Source organism: Micromonospora sp. D93 (assembly GCF_018070365.1).
Lineage (GTDB): Bacteria > Actinomycetota > Actinomycetes > Mycobacteriales > Micromonosporaceae > Micromonospora > Micromonospora ureilytica.
Map to the genome: position 1 here is coordinate 14,667 of NZ_JAGPXW010000043.1, position 15,160 is coordinate 29,826.

Below are 15,160 nucleotides of genomic sequence, written 5' to 3' on the forward strand. Positions count from 1 at the left end.
ACTCCGGTTAGGCTGCTCGCACCCCACCCCGGAGCCGCCGATGCCCCGCAGTCGTACCCTGCTGATCGCCTTCCTCGTCGTGACGGCGGCGAACCTGCTGGCCAACGCCACAGGCGGTGGCCTGGCCTTCCTGCTCACCAAGCCGCTGCTGATGCCGCTGCTCGCCGCGTACCTCTGGCGGGCCAGCACCGAACGCGCGGCGCGACCGGACCGGCTGGTCCTCGCCGGGTTGGCCTTCGCCACCGGCGGCGACATCGCCCTCATGGTCGACGGCACCTACTGGTTCCTCGCCGGCATGGCCTGTTTCCTCGGCACGCACCTCTGCTACCTCGCGGCGTTCACCCGACACGGCGCCGCGACCGCGCTGCGCCGCCCGCCGCTGGTCGCCGTCCCCCTGGGGTACGCGGTACTGACCGTCGTCGCCCTGACCTGGATGTGGGCGGGGCTGACCGACGCCGGCCTGGCCGTGCCGGTGGCCGGCTACGCGCTCGCGCTGGCCGCCATGGCCAGCACCGCCACCACCCAGGGCTGGCGGATCGGTATCGGCGCCGCGCTGTTCCTCGGCTCCGACCTGCTGATCGCCGCCGGGGTGGCCGAGGTGGCCCAGCCACCCGGCGCGCCGGTGCTGGTCATGGCGACCTACGCCGCCGGCCAGGCGCTGATCGTCACCGGTTGGGTCGCCCGCGCCGGCGCACCCACCGGCGCACCTGTCACTCCAGCAGCTGCGCCCGCAGCGCCCTGAGGTCGGCGTCGGTGAGCCCCAGCCCGTCGCGCAGGTACACGTCGAACGAGCCGTGCACCCGACGCACCTCGGCGTAACCGGCGTCGAGGTACTCGGCGCGAACCTCCAGCACCGGCAGCACCGCGTCGACGTCCAACTCGGGATTCCGCCGGCGCATCGCCTCGACGATCACCGCCCGCAGGCTGTCGGTCAGCTCGTTGTTGCGCAGGTAGTCGGCGCGGATCGCCGCCTCGTCCACCCCGAGCGCCGTCAAGAGGATGACGGTCAGCCAACCGGTACGGTCCTTGCCGGCGGAGCAGTGGTAGAGCAGCGGCAGATTCTCCGGCCGGGCCGCCAGCCGCACCGCCTCGGCGAAACCGACCCGCGCCGACTCACCCGTGACGAACCAGCGGTAGATCGCCGCCATCGCCCCCGCGGTGCCCTGCCGGGCCAGCTCCGCGTACGCGTCCAGGTCGTGACCGAGCAGCACCGCCGAGACGTACGTGAAGACCGGGTGCTCCGGATCGTGTACCGGCAGGCGCACCACCCGCGGCTCGGCGGCGAACCGGTCATCCGGGGCGACCGCGATCTCCGTGGTGGCGCGCAGATCGACCACGCACGCCGGCCCCAGCTTCGCCAGCACCGGTAGGTCCTCGTCGGTCAGCCGACCCAGCGCCGGAGTGCGGATCAACTGCCCGACGCGGACCCGCCGCCCGTCCGCGCCCACCAGCCCACCCAGGTCACGCGCGTTCGGTGCGCCCACCAGCTCCCAACTCTGCCCGGTCATCCGGTCTCCCCTCCCATCGTGAACCTCCGTATAGGGTGCCTGACATGACGATCTCGGCGGTACGCACCCACCGGGTTTCCGCCCCCTTACACACCCCGTTCGTCACCGCACTACGCCGTACCACCACAGTGGACACCCTGGTCGTCGAACTCGTCGACAGCGACGGCCGCTCCGGCTTCGGCGAGGCGCCCCAGGTCTGGCAGGTCACCGGCGCGTCGGTCGCCGGCGCGCAGGCGTGCGTCCACGAGCTGCTCGGCCCGCAACTGATCGGCCGTGACCCGGACGACCTGGTGACCCGTTGCGCCGAGGTGCAGCGCGCGGTGGTCGGCAACGAGGCCGCGAAGGCGGCGGTGGACGTCGCCCTGCACGACCTCGCGGCGCGGCGGCTGGGCGTACCCCTGGTGCGGTTGCTCGGGGGCACCACGCTGCGGGTCCCGACGGACGTCACCCTCGCCGCGGGCGACGCGGTGGACCTGGCGGCCGCGGCACGGCAGCGGCAGGCCGACGGTTTCGGCGTGCTCAAGTTGAAGGTCGGCACCGACGCGGCAGGTGATCTGGACCGGGTACGAGCGGTGCGGGCGGCCGTCGGCCCGGGCACTCGGATCCGGCTGGACGCCAACCAGGGCTGGACGCCCCGGGAGGCCGTCCGGGTGATCCGCGGCATCGAGGACGCCGGGCTCGACGTGGAGTTGGTCGAGCAGCCGGTGGTCCGCTGGGACCTGGACGGGCTGGCCTGGGTCAGCGACCGGGTGTCCGTGCCGATCCTGGCCGACGAGGCGGTCTTCGGGGTCCGCGACCTGGTGGAGGTGATCCGCCGCCGGGCCGCCGACCTGGTCAACGTCAAGCTGGCCAAGTGCGGTGGGCTGCACCCGGCCCGTACCCTCCTCGACCTGGCCACCGCCCACGGGCTCGGCACTGTGGTCGGCTCGATGATGGAGAGTCAGGTCGGCATCGGGGCGGCGGCGAGCCTGGTCGCCGCGTACGGCACCACGGCGGTCGCCGACCTGGACGCCGCCTGGTGGCTGGCCTGGTCACCGGTGCAGGGCGGGATACGCTACGACGGGGCGACCGTGGTGCTGCCGGACGCCCCTGGCCTGGGAATCTCCGGTCTCGCTGAAGCAAAAGTGCAGGCTCATGGTTGATGGCCGTCGGTTTCTTTCATAGAGTTCGCCCTGGACAGCCGACACGATCTGGGGGTTGACGTGGAGCTGCAACCGGGCCGTGAGGCCGTCGTCCGGGTCGCCGTGGCGACGCTGTGGACCTCGCCCGAGGCGGTTCGCCCGGTCGACTGCCCAGCGCTGACCGCCGGCGTCGACATCCCGACCTGGGTCTCCGGAATGGACACCGAGCAGCAGGTCGGCGACTGCGTGCTGAGTCAACTCCTGCTCGGCGAACGGGTCATCGTCAGCGAGCTACGCGCGGACGGCTGGGCCCGGGTCGTCGCCGTCGAACAACCAGCCGCCAAGCTGGACCCTCTCGGCTACCCGGGCTGGCTCCCCGCCGGGCAGTTGGCCGTCCCCGGCCCGGCCCACACCAGCACCGACCACCCGCTGGTCGTGGACGCCACGGTCACCGGGCTGCACGCCACCCCGAACGGGCCGGTGGTGCTGCCCGGCGTCGTCGTCGGCACCCGCCTCGTCCCCGCTGGTCCCCCGCGCGGCGACTGGCGGCCGGTGCACGTCCCCGGCCGGCCCACGCCGCTCTGGCTGCCCGACGCCCACCTCGTCCCGGCGCCGGCCGCGTCGCCGACCGCCGAGCAGGCCCTCGCAGTGGCACAGCGGCTGCTGGACGTGGTCTACATCTGGGGCGGTCTCTCCGCGCACGGCATCGACTGCTCGGGGCTGGTGCACCTGGCCTGGCGGCGGTTCGGGGTGCTGCTGCCCCGCGACGCGGACGACCAGGCCGTTGCCACCACCCCGCTGCCGTTGGGTGCGGAACGCCCCGGCGATCTCTACTTCTTCGCCCGACCCGGCCGCAAGATCCACCACATCGGCATCGTCACGGCCACGCCCGGCGACGGCGGCCACCGCCGGATGCTGCACGCCTGCTACCGGCGGCGGCGGGTCATCGAGGAGCCGCTACCGGCCGACCGGACCGCCACGCTGGTGGGCGCGCACCGGGTCTAGGGAGAGCTTTTCGGAAGTGTCGGCCAGCACTTGCGAAACACGCCCTGCACCGGCCGGGCGCGTGTCCGCACCCGGCCGGTGACCGGTCAACGTCGGGCGTCGGCCAACTCGCGACGCCGGTCCCGGGAGGACTTGATCAGGCTGGCGGCGGTGGCGATGCCCAGGGTGCCGATGATGACCAGCAGCGACAACCAGATCGGGATGTGCGGCGCCCAACCGACGTGCTCGCCACCGTTGATGAACGGCAGTTGGTTGTCGGCCAGCGCCTCCAGCACCAGCTTGACCCCGATGAAGCCGAGCACGACGGCCAGGCCGTAGCTCAGGTAGATCAGCCGGTCGAGCAGGCCACCGAGCAGGAAGTAGAGCTGCCGAAGGCCCATCAACGCGAAGACGTTCGCGGTGAAGACCAGGTACGGCTCCTGGGTGATGCCGAAGATCGCCGGGATCGAGTCCAGTGCGAAGATCAGGTCGGTGGTGCCGATCGCGATCATCACGATCAGCATCGGGGTGAACAGCCGCTTGCCGGCCGCGTGGGTGGTCAACTTCGCGCCGTCGTAGTCCTTCGAGATCGGCAGGGCCTTGCGGCTCCACCGGATCAGCACGTTCTCGGAGAACTCGTCCTCGTCCGGCTCACCCTGCCGGGCGAGGTTGACCGCGGTGTAGATCAGGAACGCGCCGAAGATGTAGAAGACCCAGGAGAACTGCGTGATCAGCGCCGCACCCGCGGCGATGAACCCGCCGCGCATCACAAGCGCCAGCACGATGCCGACGAGCAGCACCTTCTGCTGGTACTGCCGAGGCACCCCGAAGCGGGCCATGATGATCACGAAGACGAAGAGGTTGTCCACCGAGAGGCTGTACTCGGTGAGCCAGCCGGTATAGAACTGGCCGGCCGCGCTGGCCCCGGAGGTCAGCCAGACACCCACGCCGAAGATCAGGGCAAGGCCGACGTAGAAGGCGACCCAGAGGCTCGACTCCCGCACACTCGGCTCGTGCGGGCGCCGCCCGATGATCAACAGGTCGACGAGCAGGACCGCAGTCAGTGCGACAAGCGTTCCCGCCCACACCAATCCGGACACGTCCAACGTTCATTCCTCCGGCAGACACGCGGCGTCGGGCACACCGTACGCCCCCGCGAGGGCCGGTGTGCCGCTGTCGCTCACTCTGGTGACTGTCGGAGGTCTCTTCCGCCGTCGCCCCGGAATGGGGCGGCGACCTACGGGGCCGGGTCGGGCCGCCGTGGTTCCGGCGATCGACCGTGCTGACGACTCCGTTGCGGGGGAATACTCCCCTCCTCGGTGACCATTGTTGCCCACCACGCCCCGTGATCACACCCCGGGCACCCGGTGGCGCTGGACACCAGGCCGACGTCACACCCGGCAGGGCTTCCTAGGAGGCTAGTGCAGATCTGGTGCGGCGATCGGGTCCGTGAACGACCAGCCGGCCGCGAGCAGGTCCTCGCAGGCCCCCACCGCCCGGGCCAACCGCTCGGCGTGCGACCCGGTCAGCTCCACCACCGGCACCCCGCACCCCGCCAGCTCGGCCCGGAACCGCTCGGTCATCCAGGCCCGCAGGTGCTCACCGTCACGGAGACCGTCATCGGCGAACGGCACCCCCCGGTGATCCGTCAGCAGATACAGCGCCGGCCGGCGGGCCGCCGCCCGCACCTCCCCCGACGCGCTGCCCAGGTAGCGCTCCTCCCACACCGCCGTCGCCCGCGCGTCGGTGTCGCAGACCAGCAACGGCCCGCTCGTCCGGGCCGCCGCGTCCTCGGCCGCCTGCTGCTCGCGGACCACGGCGCGGAAGTCGTCAGGGTCCCAGGTGACGTCGAAGACGGTCGCCTCCGGCGTCCGTTCCCGCAGCCGGGCCAGCTTGCGGGCGGTCAACTCCCGGCCGTACTCCGGCACCCAGGACGTGCCGTAGTGCCCCGCCAGCGCCGCCGCCATCGTCGTGGTCCCGGTCGACTCGGCCCCGACCACCACCACCCGCCGGACGAACCACGCCCGCACCGGCGGACTCAGCCACCGCCAGTGAGCCGCCGGGTCCGCGCGCACGGCGGTCCCGGACACCGGCGTGGCCCGCCGATCCGGATCCACCGACACGGGTACGGCGTCGAAGCGGCGCGCCAACTCGACGCCGTACGCCTCGGAGGAGAAGACCGCGTCCACCGGCCCCGACCCGACCGCCTCGCGGAACACCGCGCAGTGCGCGTCCCAGACGGCCGGATCGGCGTAGTCCACCGGATGGTCGTCGTACCGGCCGACGAAACGGACCCACGGCGTGTCCGCATGCACCTCCCGCAGCCAGTCGAGGCGCAGCGGGAGCGGGATGGACTCCCGCCGCGAGGGCGCCACGACGACTGTGACCTCCGCGCAGCGGGCGGCGGCGGCCCCGATCAGCGCGTGGTGCCCGGCGTGCGGTGGATAGAACTTGCCCACCACCATCCCGTGCCCGAACTCCGCGGCGGTCGAGCGCGCCGACACGCGTGGTTGCGGGGCACGGCCTGACGTCTCGGCGCTCACGCGGTGACCGGGGCCGGGCCGGGCGGGACCGCGCTCGGCCGGGCGGCCCGACGCATGTCGGACCGCCAGGCGCGCAACCCGAGCACACACAGGGCGAGGAAGACCAGGTAGAGGACGGCGGTCAGGTGCAGCCCCTTGTACGCGTACAACGGGATGTAGATCAGGTCGGCGGCGATCCAGAGCCACCAACTCTCCACCCGCTTGCGGGTCTGCCCGTACGTGGCCAGCAGGGACAGCGCGGTGGTCAACGCGTCCGGCAGCGGCACTGTCGAGTCGGTGGCCCGGTCCAGCAACACCCAGAGGGCGCCGGTGAGCAGCACCCCGGCGGCGGCCAGCGCCAGCCACTCCCGTCGCCCCGTCCGGCTGACCGTGAGCCGGGTGCGCCGCTCGCCACCGAACAGCCAGTGCCACCAGCCGTAGCAACCGAGTGCGACGTAGACGACCTGGAGCCCCGCGTCGGCGTACAGCCCGGCGGTCCAGAACAACAGCATGAGCAGCAGCACGTTGGCGATGCCGATCGGCCAGTTGGCGATCTTCTGCCGGGCCACCAGCCACACGTTGAGCACACCCGTCGCGAACCCCAGCAGCTCCGCCCAGGTAGTGCCGGTGCCGGCCACCCGAAACGCGGTGCCGGTGAGCCAGTCGATGATCATCAGGACACCCTAGGGGCGTCGCCGGCGTCGGAACAGACCCCGCGACACCGGCCGCCCCGACCGCCGTGGGAGGCTGTCCGACATGGTGCTTGAGGTCGCGCTGATCGATGTACTACCCGGACACGAGGACGCGTTCGCCGCCGCGTACGCCGAGGGTCACCCGGTGCTCGCCGGGGCGACCGGCTGCCGGTCCGTGCGGATGACCCGAGGAGTCGAGTCGCCGACCCGCTTCGTGCTGCTCGTCGAATGGGACTCGGTCGAGGCGCACGAGAAGAACTTCCGGGCCACCGAACGGTTCGAGCAGTGGCGGGCGCTGATCGGGCCCCACTTCGCCGGACCGCCAGTGGTCGAACACTTCCTCGACGTGCCGGCCTGAGCCGAGCTGTCGTACCCCACGGTTATGGTGCCGGGCGCACGCGCCGGCCGCCGGTCCCGACGGGCTCGGGGGCGCCGGGCCCGGTGGCCGCGCGGCGCGTCACCCTGGGCACCCGCGACAGTTACTCGCCGACGCGGCGGGCCAGCACGGTGATCGTCTCCTCCGGGGACAGCGCCGCGGCCAGCAGCGCCTCGGTCATCCGCTCGTAGCGGTCGACGTCGAGCACGGTGGCCAACCGGACGTCGGTGGTCAACGCCTCGAGCATCACCGTCCGCGGGTCCGCCGGGTCGGGAAAGGCATAGCAGGAATACGGTGTGAGCGGGTGCAGCCCGCCACCGGCCGCCCCGCGTGGCAACAGCCGCACCGTGACGTGGGACAGCCCCGTCACGGCGACCAGGTGCCGCAACTGTTCACGCCAGACCGCCACCGGTAGGTCACCCGGGTCGCAGACGGCCTCGGCGAGCACCGCCGTGTAGCGCGGCGGATAGGCCCGCCGCAGCACCTCCTGCCGCAGTGCCCGGGCGCGCACCTCGGACTCCACGTCGACCTCAGGCGTGAGCTGGGCGCCGGCCGCGACCAGCACCCGGGCGTACGCGGGCGTCTGGAGCAGCCCCGGCACCACCGACGGCTGGTACTCGACGATGTCGGCGGCGCCCGCCTCCAACTCGGCGTACGTACGCTGCCGCTCGCTCATCTCGCCCAGCGTCTTCCACCAGCCTCGACTGGTCGCCGCGTCCCGGGCTATGACGATCAGCGCCTCCCGGGCGGGCGTCGGCACCTTGTAGACGTCCAGCAGATCGAGCACGTCGGCGAGGTCCGGGCGACTCTGGCCCAGCTCGATGCGGGACAGCTTCGACGTCGAGGCCCAGCCCAACCGGTCGCAGACCTGTTCCAGGGTCAGCGACTCGCGCCGACGGAGCTGGCGCAGTTCCGCGCCGAGACGTGCACGTCGAATGACAGGACTTGTTGGCAGCGGCATCCCGGCCTCCCCACCGTGGGAGACTACGCAGGACGATCACCCAGTGCAATAGCGCGCTCGCACACCGCAATCAGCGCATTCGGTGCCGTCAGCCGGCCGGGCCGACCCAAACCTGCCGTTCACGCAGCTCAGCAGCGGTCGCGGGGCGCGAGTCCCCCGGTCGGCTGGGCTGGGCTGGGCTCAGGGTCGGTAGGTGCCGAAGGACCAGACGTTGCCGGCCAGATCACGCGCGGCGTAGTCACGGGAGCCGTAGTCGGTGTCGAACGGCTCGCGGATGATCTCGGCGCCGGCCGCGCGGGCCTGGGCGCAGTGCGCGTCGACGTCCGGCACTGCCACGTAGACGGACCAGTCGTCCTCGGCCGGCCGAGGCGCGGCGTCGGCCCGACCACCGAGCATGATCATGCCGGTGTCGAGGACCAGCTCGGCGTGCGCGACAGTGCCGTCCGGCGCCTCGTGCACGGCATGCACCCGGAAACCGAACGCGACACCGAGCCAGTCGATCGCGGCACGGGGATCGGCATAGCGGAAGATCGGATAGATGGTTCGCATGAGCCCATTCTGCGGCCGACGGCGCGGATCCGGATTGGACGAATGTGACCTCCGCCGCCACGGGCAGCCGACCACGACTGCGGATCGCCGTCGCGACTGCGGGTCAGCCGGCCGTCGTCACCGGGCAGCGAGCAGCGCGGCCGGCGTCGCCCCCGCGAACTGGTGGAAGTCCCGGATCAGGTGGGACTGGTCGTAGTAACCGCAGCTCGCCGCCACCGCGGCCCAGTCGACCGCCCGCCCGGTCGCGCCGACCTGAGCCGACGCGGCGTGCGCCCGCTGGAAACGCAGCAGTCGGGCGGCCATCTTGGGCGGCAGCCCGACCTCCTGCCGGAACCGGGACGCGAGGTGCCGCCGGCTCCAGCCCAGCTCGTCGGCGAGCACACCGACACTCCCCCGCCCACCGCTGCCGACCAGCCACCGCCACGCCCGGTCGAGGCGCGGGTCCACCGGCGGGGACGCCGCCAGCCGGGCAGCGAGCACCCTGTCGAGCAGGGCGAACCGCTCCGGCCAGCCGGGGGCCTCGGCGAGCCGGTCACGCAGCCGCTCCAACCAACGGCCCGGGAGCTGCCCGACGCCGACCGCCCGATTGGTCAGCTCGCTCAGCGGCAGGCCGAGGAGCCGGCGGGCGGTCAGGGGGGCGAGCAGCAACTCGACGCCCTCCCCCACACCCACAGTGCGCGTGGTGCACCAACTGTCGAAGGTGCCGGCCACGAACGAGTCGACAGCTGTGACGCCGCGCTCCGCTCCGCGCGGGTCGGTCACGTCCAGCGGAGCGCCCCAACCCACGATCAGCACCACGAAGACGCCCGCCGACTCCCGGCGGAGCAGTGGCACGTCCGCCCGTTCCCGGTACCCCACGTACCTGTCGACGAACGGACGCAGGATGGCGTCGGGCAGCCCGAGGACCATCTCGCCGATCGGAGCCGTCACCCGTGCCCGCCCTTCGCGTACCCCGGTCGGCCGGGCCCGAGCGGAACCCTGGACGTGGCCGACCGGGTGGCCGTCACTTCACGCCGGCGGCGTCCATGCCGCGCAGCTCCTTCTTCAGGTCGGAGACCTCGTCACGGATCCGGGCCGCCAGCTCGAACTGCAGCTCGCGGGCGGCGGCCAACATCTGGTCGCTGAGCTCCTGGATGAGCTGGGCGAGGTCGGCGCGGGCCATCCCCTCCCGCGAGGTGATGGTGGCGGCGGACCGGCTGCGGCTGCGGGTCTCCTTGACCGGCGCCTTGCCTCGGGAAAGCTGACGCACCGCACCGCCGACCCGGGAGTTCTCGGTGTCCTCCGCCTCGCGGTAGATGTCGTCGAGGATGTCGTGGATCTTCTTGCGCAGCGGCTCCGGGCTGATGCCGTGCGCCTCGTTGTGCGCGATCTGCTTGGCCCGACGCCGATCGGTCTCGTCGATCGCCGCCGCCATCGACGGGGTGATCTTGTCGGCGTACATGTGCACCTGACCGGAGACGTTACGGGCGGCTCGCCCGATGGTCTGGATCAGCGACCGGCCGCTGCGCAGGAAGCCCTCCTTGTCGGCGTCGAGGATCGCCACCAGCGACACCTCGGGCAGGTCCAGACCTTCGCGGAGCAGGTTGATGCCGACGAGCACGTCGTAGTCGCCCTTGCGCAGCTCGCGCAGCAGCTCCACCCGACGCAACGTGTCGACCTCCGAGTGCAGGTAGCGCACCCGGATGCCGTTCTCCAGGAGGTAGTCGGACAGGTCCTCGGCCATCTTCTTGGTCAGCGTGGTGACCAGCACCCGCTCGTCCCGGTCGGTGCGCAGCTTGATCTCGTGCATCAGGTCGTCGATCTGGCCCTTGGTCGGCTTGATCACGACCTCCGGGTCGATCAGACCGGTGGGTCGGATCACCTGCTCGACGAACTCGCCCTGGGCCTGCTCCATCTCCCAGGTGCCGGGGGTCGCGGAGAGGTAGACCATCTGGCCGACCCGCTCCAGGAACTCGTCGAAACGCAGCGGCCGGTTGTCGGCCGCGCTGGGCAGCCGGAAGCCGTGGTCGATGAGCATCCGCTTGCGTGACGCGTCGCCCTCGTACATGCCGCCGATCTGCGGGATGGTCACGTGCGACTCGTCGACCACGGTGAGGAAGTCGTCGGGGAAGTAGTCGAGCAGGGCGTGCGGCGGGCTGCCGGGCAGCCGCCCGTCCATGTGCATCGAGTAGTTCTCGATGCCGGAGCAGAAGCCCACCTGCCGCATCATCTCGATGTCGTAGGTGGTGCGCATCCGCAGCCGCTGTGCCTCCAGCAGCTTGCCCTGCCGCTCCAGCTCGGCGAGGCGCTCGGCCAGCTCCACCTCGATGTCCCGGATCGCCCGTTCCATCCGCTCCGGACCGGCCGCGTAGTGGGTGGCCGGGAAGATCACCAGCTGGTCGACCTCGCGGACCACGTCACCTGTCAACGGGTTGAGGTAGTAGAGCTTCTCCACCTCGTCACCGAACAGCTCGATCCGGATCGCCAGCTCCTCGTACGCCGGGATGATCTCCAGCGTGTCGCCGCGGACCCGGAAGGTGCCCCGCTGGAAGGCCATGTCGTTGCGGGTGTACTGGATGTCGACCAGCCGGCGCAGCAACTGGTCGCGGTCGAGCTCCTGCCCGACCTGCGCCTTCACCGCCCGGTTGAGGTATTCCTCCGGGGTGCCGAGACCGTAGATCGCCGACACGGTCGCCACCACGATCACGTCGCGGCGGGTGAGCAGCGACATCGTCGCCGAGTGCCGCAGCCGCTCCACCTCCTCGTTGATCGAGGAGTCCTTCTCGATGTAGGTGTCGGTCTGCGGGATGTAGGCCTCGGGCTGGTAGTAGTCGTAGTACGAGACGAAGTATTCGACGGCGTTGTGCGGCAGCAGCTCGCTGAACTCCTTGGCCAGCTGCGCGCAGAGCGTCTTGTTCGGGGCGAGCACCAGGGTGGGACGCTGCAGCCGCTCGATCAGCCACGCCGTGGTGGCGCTCTTGCCGGTGCCGGTCGCGCCGAGCAGAACTGTGTTGCGGTCGCCGCGCCGAACCCGACGCTCAAGGTCATCGATGGCCGCCGGTTGGTCGCCGGCCGGCTGAAAGTCACTGACGACCTGGAAGCGGCTGTCCAGCCGGGGAATGTCGAGCGCCATGCCGTCAACGGTACGCCGGAGGTCCGACAGGAACGGCCGTCACGCCAGGTACGTGATCAGCTTCAATATTCCCATTGTGTGGCCCATGTCACCGGGACTACCCTCTTCATGTAGGCCGCTCGCGGCGGCCGACCGGGCCGGTGGCCAGGCCAACATCACGGCCGGTCACCCCCGGCACTGCGGTCGCAGCACCCGGCTCGTCCGGCGTGCGCACCCGTGTGGTCGCGCTCGAGGCGCAGACCGGCCGCCGCGAGCGCCCCTGCTCGTCACCCCGGCACCTCCCCGTCCGTTTCACAGCCGTGGACACCTCTCCGACCCCGGCGCCCGACACCGCCCGCACCGCCACACCCCGGCCGGACGACACCAGCACCGGCGACGACCCCGGTGGCAGCGGCGGCTCGGCCCGGGGCAGTGGGCGGCACCGCACCGGCCCAGCCAGCGCCGACGCCGCTGACACCACCGACACCACCGGCCCGGTCCCGGCCGGCCGTCGTCGGCGTACGGTGCTGATGTTGCTCGGTCTGACGGCGGTGACGTCCGCGACGGCGCTGGTGCTCGGGCTGCTGAGTTGGGCGCCCGACCCGCCCGAGCCGGCCCGGCCGCTGACCGTGACGGAGGGCGAACGGTTGGCCGCCGTGCGGGTCACCAACCTGCGGGACCTGCGCGCCGGCGTACGCGTCACGGCCGGCACGGGCGCCGCCCGCATCGAACTGGTGGGCTGGGTTGACTGGTCCCGCTCACTGCTCTATCTCGACGTGGGTGGGCCGGGCGCGGGCGCCGAACGCGGGCTGTTGCAGAAGAGCGGCACGGTGCTGGTGATCCGGCCCGATCCGGCGGCGGTGCCCACTCCCGCCGCACCGCCACTGGTGCCCCCGGCGGGTCGGTGGCGGCTGCACCGACTGGCACCCGGGGCGCACCTGGCGCCGGTGCTCGACCTGCTCCTCGATCTCGCCGCCGACCGCCCGGACACGACCCGGACGGCTCCGTCCAGCGAGGCGCGCTGGATCGCCCGGGACACCGTGCCGGCCGGCCCACTGGACGTCATACAGGCGCCGCTGGCCACCGGCGCGCCGGCCGCCAGCGCGGCGCCCGGCACCCCCGGCGCCGCGACACCCGTCCCGGACGAACCGGCCCGATACTGGCTCGACCAGGACGCCCGGCTGCACAAGCTGGTGACCCAGCTGCCCGGTGTCGGCCCGGTCACGATGATCTTCAACCGGGCGGACCGGCCGACACTACGGCCGGTGGACGCCCTCGGCGGCCGGCCCGGTCTGCCCCGCGCGCTGACCGACGCCGAGCAGCGTCGGCTGGACCGGCTGCCGACCCGGCTCCGGGCCCAGGGTGGCGCCACGGTGACGCTGACCGCGCCGATGGGCACGGACACCAACCTGCGGGGCACCGGCTGGTTGAGTTGGACCGCGCGTACCGCGTACCTCGCGGTCGCCGACCTTGGCGTACCGGATCGCCGGACCCTGCTGCGACGCGACGCCGCCGGTCTGGCCCGGACGGACCTGCCGGCGGCCGCCGCTGGTGGCGGCACCGCGGAGGCGCCGGCCCGGCCGCCGCTGCCGCCCCCGGCCGGGACCTGGCGGGCCTCCCGACCCGGCGGGGACGACCTGGGCGTGCTTGTCGACGCCGCGGTGGCCGCCGGGTCCGTCGGGCACCGCGGCGCGGCCGTGCGGGTACGCGAGGACGTCGTCGCCGCACGGACCGTGGACGTGATCGAGTCGGGCCCGGCCGACGCGCGGCTGCGCTACTGGATCGACCGGGACGGGTCGCTGCGCCGGCTCGAGTTGCGCACCGATGCCGGCGCGTGGGCGCAGCTGGATCTCCAGCCCGCCGTCGTGCCCCGACTGGCTGCCAACCCTCGGCCCGCCACCCCTCGACCGTCGGCCCCGCGGTCGTCGGTCCCTCGGCCCGGCGCCCGCTGACCGGTGCCCTCAGGGGCGCCAGCCGGTCTGCGCGGCCCACTGCTCGGCCCGCAGGTACTCCTCGTCGAACCACGGGTTCCGGGCCGTGCCGGAATCGCCGACCTCCGGCGCCGCGTCGACCAGGTCCCGCTTGAGCACCAGGTACGCGGCCCGCTGATCCGGGTCGGCACGCAGGTGGTCGCGCATCAGCAGCGCGTACCGCCAACCCGGCGAATCCGCCACCCGCACGTGCAGGCGAACCGGGCGGGCCGGGTCCGCACTGCCGTGCAGCCGCTTCTCCCACCGGCCCCTACCGGCCGGGCGCGGGTCGTCCCACCACTGTCCCGGCACCCGCGGGAACCCGGCGGTCGCCAATCGATCGGCCAACGGTCCGTCGGCGTCGGCGAGGCTGGAGACCGCCACCTGCACGTCGATGACGTTCTGGGCGGCCAGGCCGGGCACCGCCGTCGAACCGATGTGATCGATCCGCAGGGCGTCCGCACCGAGCGTGTGCTGGATCCGGGCGGCCAGCCGCGCGTACTGCTCCGGCCAACTCCCGTCGGCCCCGCCCAGCTCGGTCGGGTCCGGCAGGACCACCCGCCGCTGGCGCAGGTTGTCCTCGTAGGGCACCAGCCGCTGCCTCCACAGCACGTCGACGGCGTCGTGCAGCGCCGTCAGACTCCCGTCGTTGGTCAGCACCACGTCCGCCGCCGCACGGCGGCGGGCGTCGTCGGCCTGGGCGGCGATCCTCCGTTCGGCCTCCGCGCGACCCATCCCCCGGTCGCGCGCCAGCCGCTCCAGTCGGGTCGGCACGGCCGTCTGCACCACGACCACCAGGTGGTACGTCGGCGCGAGACCCACCTCGACCAGCAGCGGTACGTCGTTGACGACGATCGCGTCGGGTGCCGCCGCGGCGGCCAGCTCCGCGGTGCGGGCCCGGACCCGAGGGTGGGTGATCGCCTCCAGCCGACGCCGGGCGGTCTCGTCGGCGAACACCACAGCTCCCAGTGCGGCACGATCCAGTGCGCCGTCGTCGTCCAGCACCGCGTCGGAGAAGGCGGCAACGATCTCGGCCAGCCCGTCCGTACCCGGCGCCACCACCTCCCGGGCCACCCGGTCGGCGTCGATGAGCACCGCGCCCCGTTCGACGAGCCGCGCGGCCACCGCACTCTTGCCCGACCCGATCCCGCCGGTCAACCCCACCCTCAGCACCCGAACAGTCAACCGGATCCACAAGCCCGCCGCCAAACCCGCCCACGGCCCGGCGACCTCCCAACCACCCCGCCCCGCGCCCCGCGCCCCGCGCCAAGATCGCGCTCGAACCAGGATGTAGTGGTGTTCGGTGCCCGGGATGCCCCTCCATCATGGATCGAGCGCGATCTTGGGCGGTCGACGCCAGCCGCGCATGCCGCGCCCACAGCGGCG

The 15,160-nt window shown here is 72.5% G+C and carries 14 protein-coding genes; 5 read left to right on the forward strand and 9 right to left on the reverse strand.

The features are described 5' to 3' along the window. Positions 1–40 precede the first annotated feature (40 nt). Positions 41–742: a lysoplasmalogenase gene (locus KBX71_RS31405; protein ID WP_210821360.1), complete on the forward strand. Its 702-nt coding sequence runs from the start codon at positions 41–43 to the stop codon at positions 740–742. Here the strand turns inward: KBX71_RS31405 and KBX71_RS31410 are convergent. Beyond that, complete coding sequence (locus KBX71_RS31410) at positions 711–1,508, reverse strand: tyrosine-protein phosphatase (RefSeq protein WP_210821361.1); 798 nt, start codon at positions 1,506–1,508, stop codon at positions 711–713. The two genes, KBX71_RS31405 and KBX71_RS31410, sit on opposite strands and share 32 nt — an antisense overlap. A gap of 44 nt (positions 1,509–1,552) precedes the next feature. Between KBX71_RS31410 and KBX71_RS31415 the strand changes: the two genes are divergently transcribed. Together KBX71_RS31415 and KBX71_RS31420 are read left to right on the forward strand one after the other, a co-directional pair. Then, positions 1,553–2,650 carry a mandelate racemase/muconate lactonizing enzyme family protein gene (locus KBX71_RS31415; protein WP_124816683.1) on the forward strand — a complete coding sequence of 366 codons (1,098 nt, stop codon included), beginning with the start codon at positions 1,553–1,555 and terminating at the stop codon, positions 2,648–2,650. 60 nt (positions 2,651–2,710) lie between these two features. Then, the gene (locus KBX71_RS31420) at positions 2,711–3,634 is read left to right on the forward strand and encodes an NlpC/P60 family protein (RefSeq protein ID WP_210821362.1); all 924 of its coding nucleotides are present in this window, start codon (positions 2,711–2,713) and stop codon (positions 3,632–3,634) included. Positions 3,635–3,720: 86 nt separating this feature from the next. Here KBX71_RS31420 and KBX71_RS31425 read toward each other — a convergent pair whose 3' ends face one another. The 3 genes from KBX71_RS31425 to pnuC all read right to left on the reverse strand — a co-directional run bounded on the left by KBX71_RS31425 (position 3,721) and on the right by pnuC (position 6,809). After that, a complete protein-coding gene (locus KBX71_RS31425) occupies positions 3,721–4,719 on the reverse strand; it encodes a TerC family protein (protein WP_210821363.1) in 999 nt (332 codons plus the stop codon). Positions 4,720–5,031: 312 nt separating this feature from the next. After that, the gene (locus KBX71_RS31430) at positions 5,032–6,117 is read right to left on the reverse strand and encodes an AAA family ATPase (RefSeq protein WP_307847425.1); all 1,086 of its coding nucleotides are present in this window, start codon (positions 6,115–6,117) and stop codon (positions 5,032–5,034) included. Positions 6,118–6,152: 35 nt separating this feature from the next. Continuing rightward, entirely contained in the window at positions 6,153–6,809 is a 657-nt protein-coding gene (gene pnuC / locus KBX71_RS31435; RefSeq protein ID WP_210821364.1) for a nicotinamide riboside transporter PnuC, read from the reverse strand. Between the two features lie 82 nt (positions 6,810–6,891). Between pnuC and KBX71_RS31440 the strand changes: the two genes are divergently transcribed. Beyond that, positions 6,892–7,185 carry an antibiotic biosynthesis monooxygenase gene (locus KBX71_RS31440; protein ID WP_210821365.1) on the forward strand — a complete coding sequence of 98 codons (294 nt, stop codon included), beginning with the start codon at positions 6,892–6,894 and terminating at the stop codon, positions 7,183–7,185. A gap of 121 nt (positions 7,186–7,306) precedes the next feature. Here KBX71_RS31440 and KBX71_RS31445 read toward each other — a convergent pair whose 3' ends face one another. The 4 genes from KBX71_RS31445 to uvrB form a co-directional block, all read right to left on the reverse strand. Continuing rightward, entirely contained in the window at positions 7,307–8,164 is an 858-nt protein-coding gene (locus tag KBX71_RS31445) for a helix-turn-helix transcriptional regulator (RefSeq protein WP_210821366.1), read from the reverse strand. 180 nt (positions 8,165–8,344) lie between these two features. Then, positions 8,345–8,713, reverse strand: a complete 369-nt coding sequence (locus KBX71_RS31450) for a VOC family protein (protein ID WP_210821367.1) — start codon at positions 8,711–8,713, stop codon at positions 8,345–8,347. Positions 8,714–8,830: 117 nt separating this feature from the next. After that, the gene (locus KBX71_RS31455) at positions 8,831–9,643 is read right to left on the reverse strand and encodes a helix-turn-helix domain-containing protein (protein WP_307847427.1); all 813 of its coding nucleotides are present in this window, start codon (positions 9,641–9,643) and stop codon (positions 8,831–8,833) included. A gap of 73 nt (positions 9,644–9,716) precedes the next feature. After that, the gene (uvrB, locus tag KBX71_RS31460) at positions 9,717–11,825 is read right to left on the reverse strand and encodes an excinuclease ABC subunit UvrB (RefSeq protein ID WP_196925464.1); all 2,109 of its coding nucleotides are present in this window, start codon (positions 11,823–11,825) and stop codon (positions 9,717–9,719) included. Positions 11,826–12,043: 218 nt separating this feature from the next. Between uvrB and KBX71_RS31465 the strand changes: the two genes are divergently transcribed. Then, positions 12,044–13,756, forward strand: a complete 1,713-nt coding sequence (locus KBX71_RS31465; protein ID WP_374102674.1) for a hypothetical protein — start codon at positions 12,044–12,046, stop codon at positions 13,754–13,756. A gap of 9 nt (positions 13,757–13,765) precedes the next feature. Here the strand turns inward: KBX71_RS31465 and coaE are convergent, their stop codons facing one another. Next, positions 13,766–14,947: a dephospho-CoA kinase gene (gene coaE / locus KBX71_RS31470; protein WP_210821369.1), complete on the reverse strand. Its 1,182-nt coding sequence runs from the start codon at positions 14,945–14,947 to the stop codon at positions 13,766–13,768. Between the last annotated feature and the right edge of the window lie 213 nt (positions 14,948–15,160).

What these genes read in the sequence shown, in the direction of transcription:
- KBX71_RS31405 (WP_210821360.1), top strand. Translation starts at nt 41, where the DNA reads ATGCCCCGCAGTCGTACCCTGCTGATCGCCTTCCTCGTCGTGACGGCG.
- KBX71_RS31410 (WP_210821361.1), bottom strand. Translation starts at nt 1,508, where the DNA reads ATGACCGGGCAGAGTTGGGAGCTGGTGGGCGCACCGAACGCGCGTGAC.
- KBX71_RS31415 (WP_124816683.1), top strand. Translation starts at nt 1,553, where the DNA reads ATGACGATCTCGGCGGTACGCACCCACCGGGTTTCCGCCCCCTTACAC.
- pnuC (WP_210821364.1), bottom strand. Translation starts at nt 6,809, where the DNA reads ATGATCATCGACTGGCTCACCGGCACCGCGTTTCGGGTGGCCGGCACC.
- KBX71_RS31440 (WP_210821365.1), top strand. Translation starts at nt 6,892, where the DNA reads ATGGTGCTTGAGGTCGCGCTGATCGATGTACTACCCGGACACGAGGAC.
- KBX71_RS31445 (WP_210821366.1), bottom strand. Translation starts at nt 8,164, where the DNA reads ATGCCGCTGCCAACAAGTCCTGTCATTCGACGTGCACGTCTCGGCGCG.
- KBX71_RS31450 (WP_210821367.1), bottom strand. Translation starts at nt 8,713, where the DNA reads ATGCGAACCATCTATCCGATCTTCCGCTATGCCGATCCCCGTGCCGCG.
- uvrB (WP_196925464.1), bottom strand. Translation starts at nt 11,825, where the DNA reads ATGGCGCTCGACATTCCCCGGCTGGACAGCCGCTTCCAGGTCGTCAGT.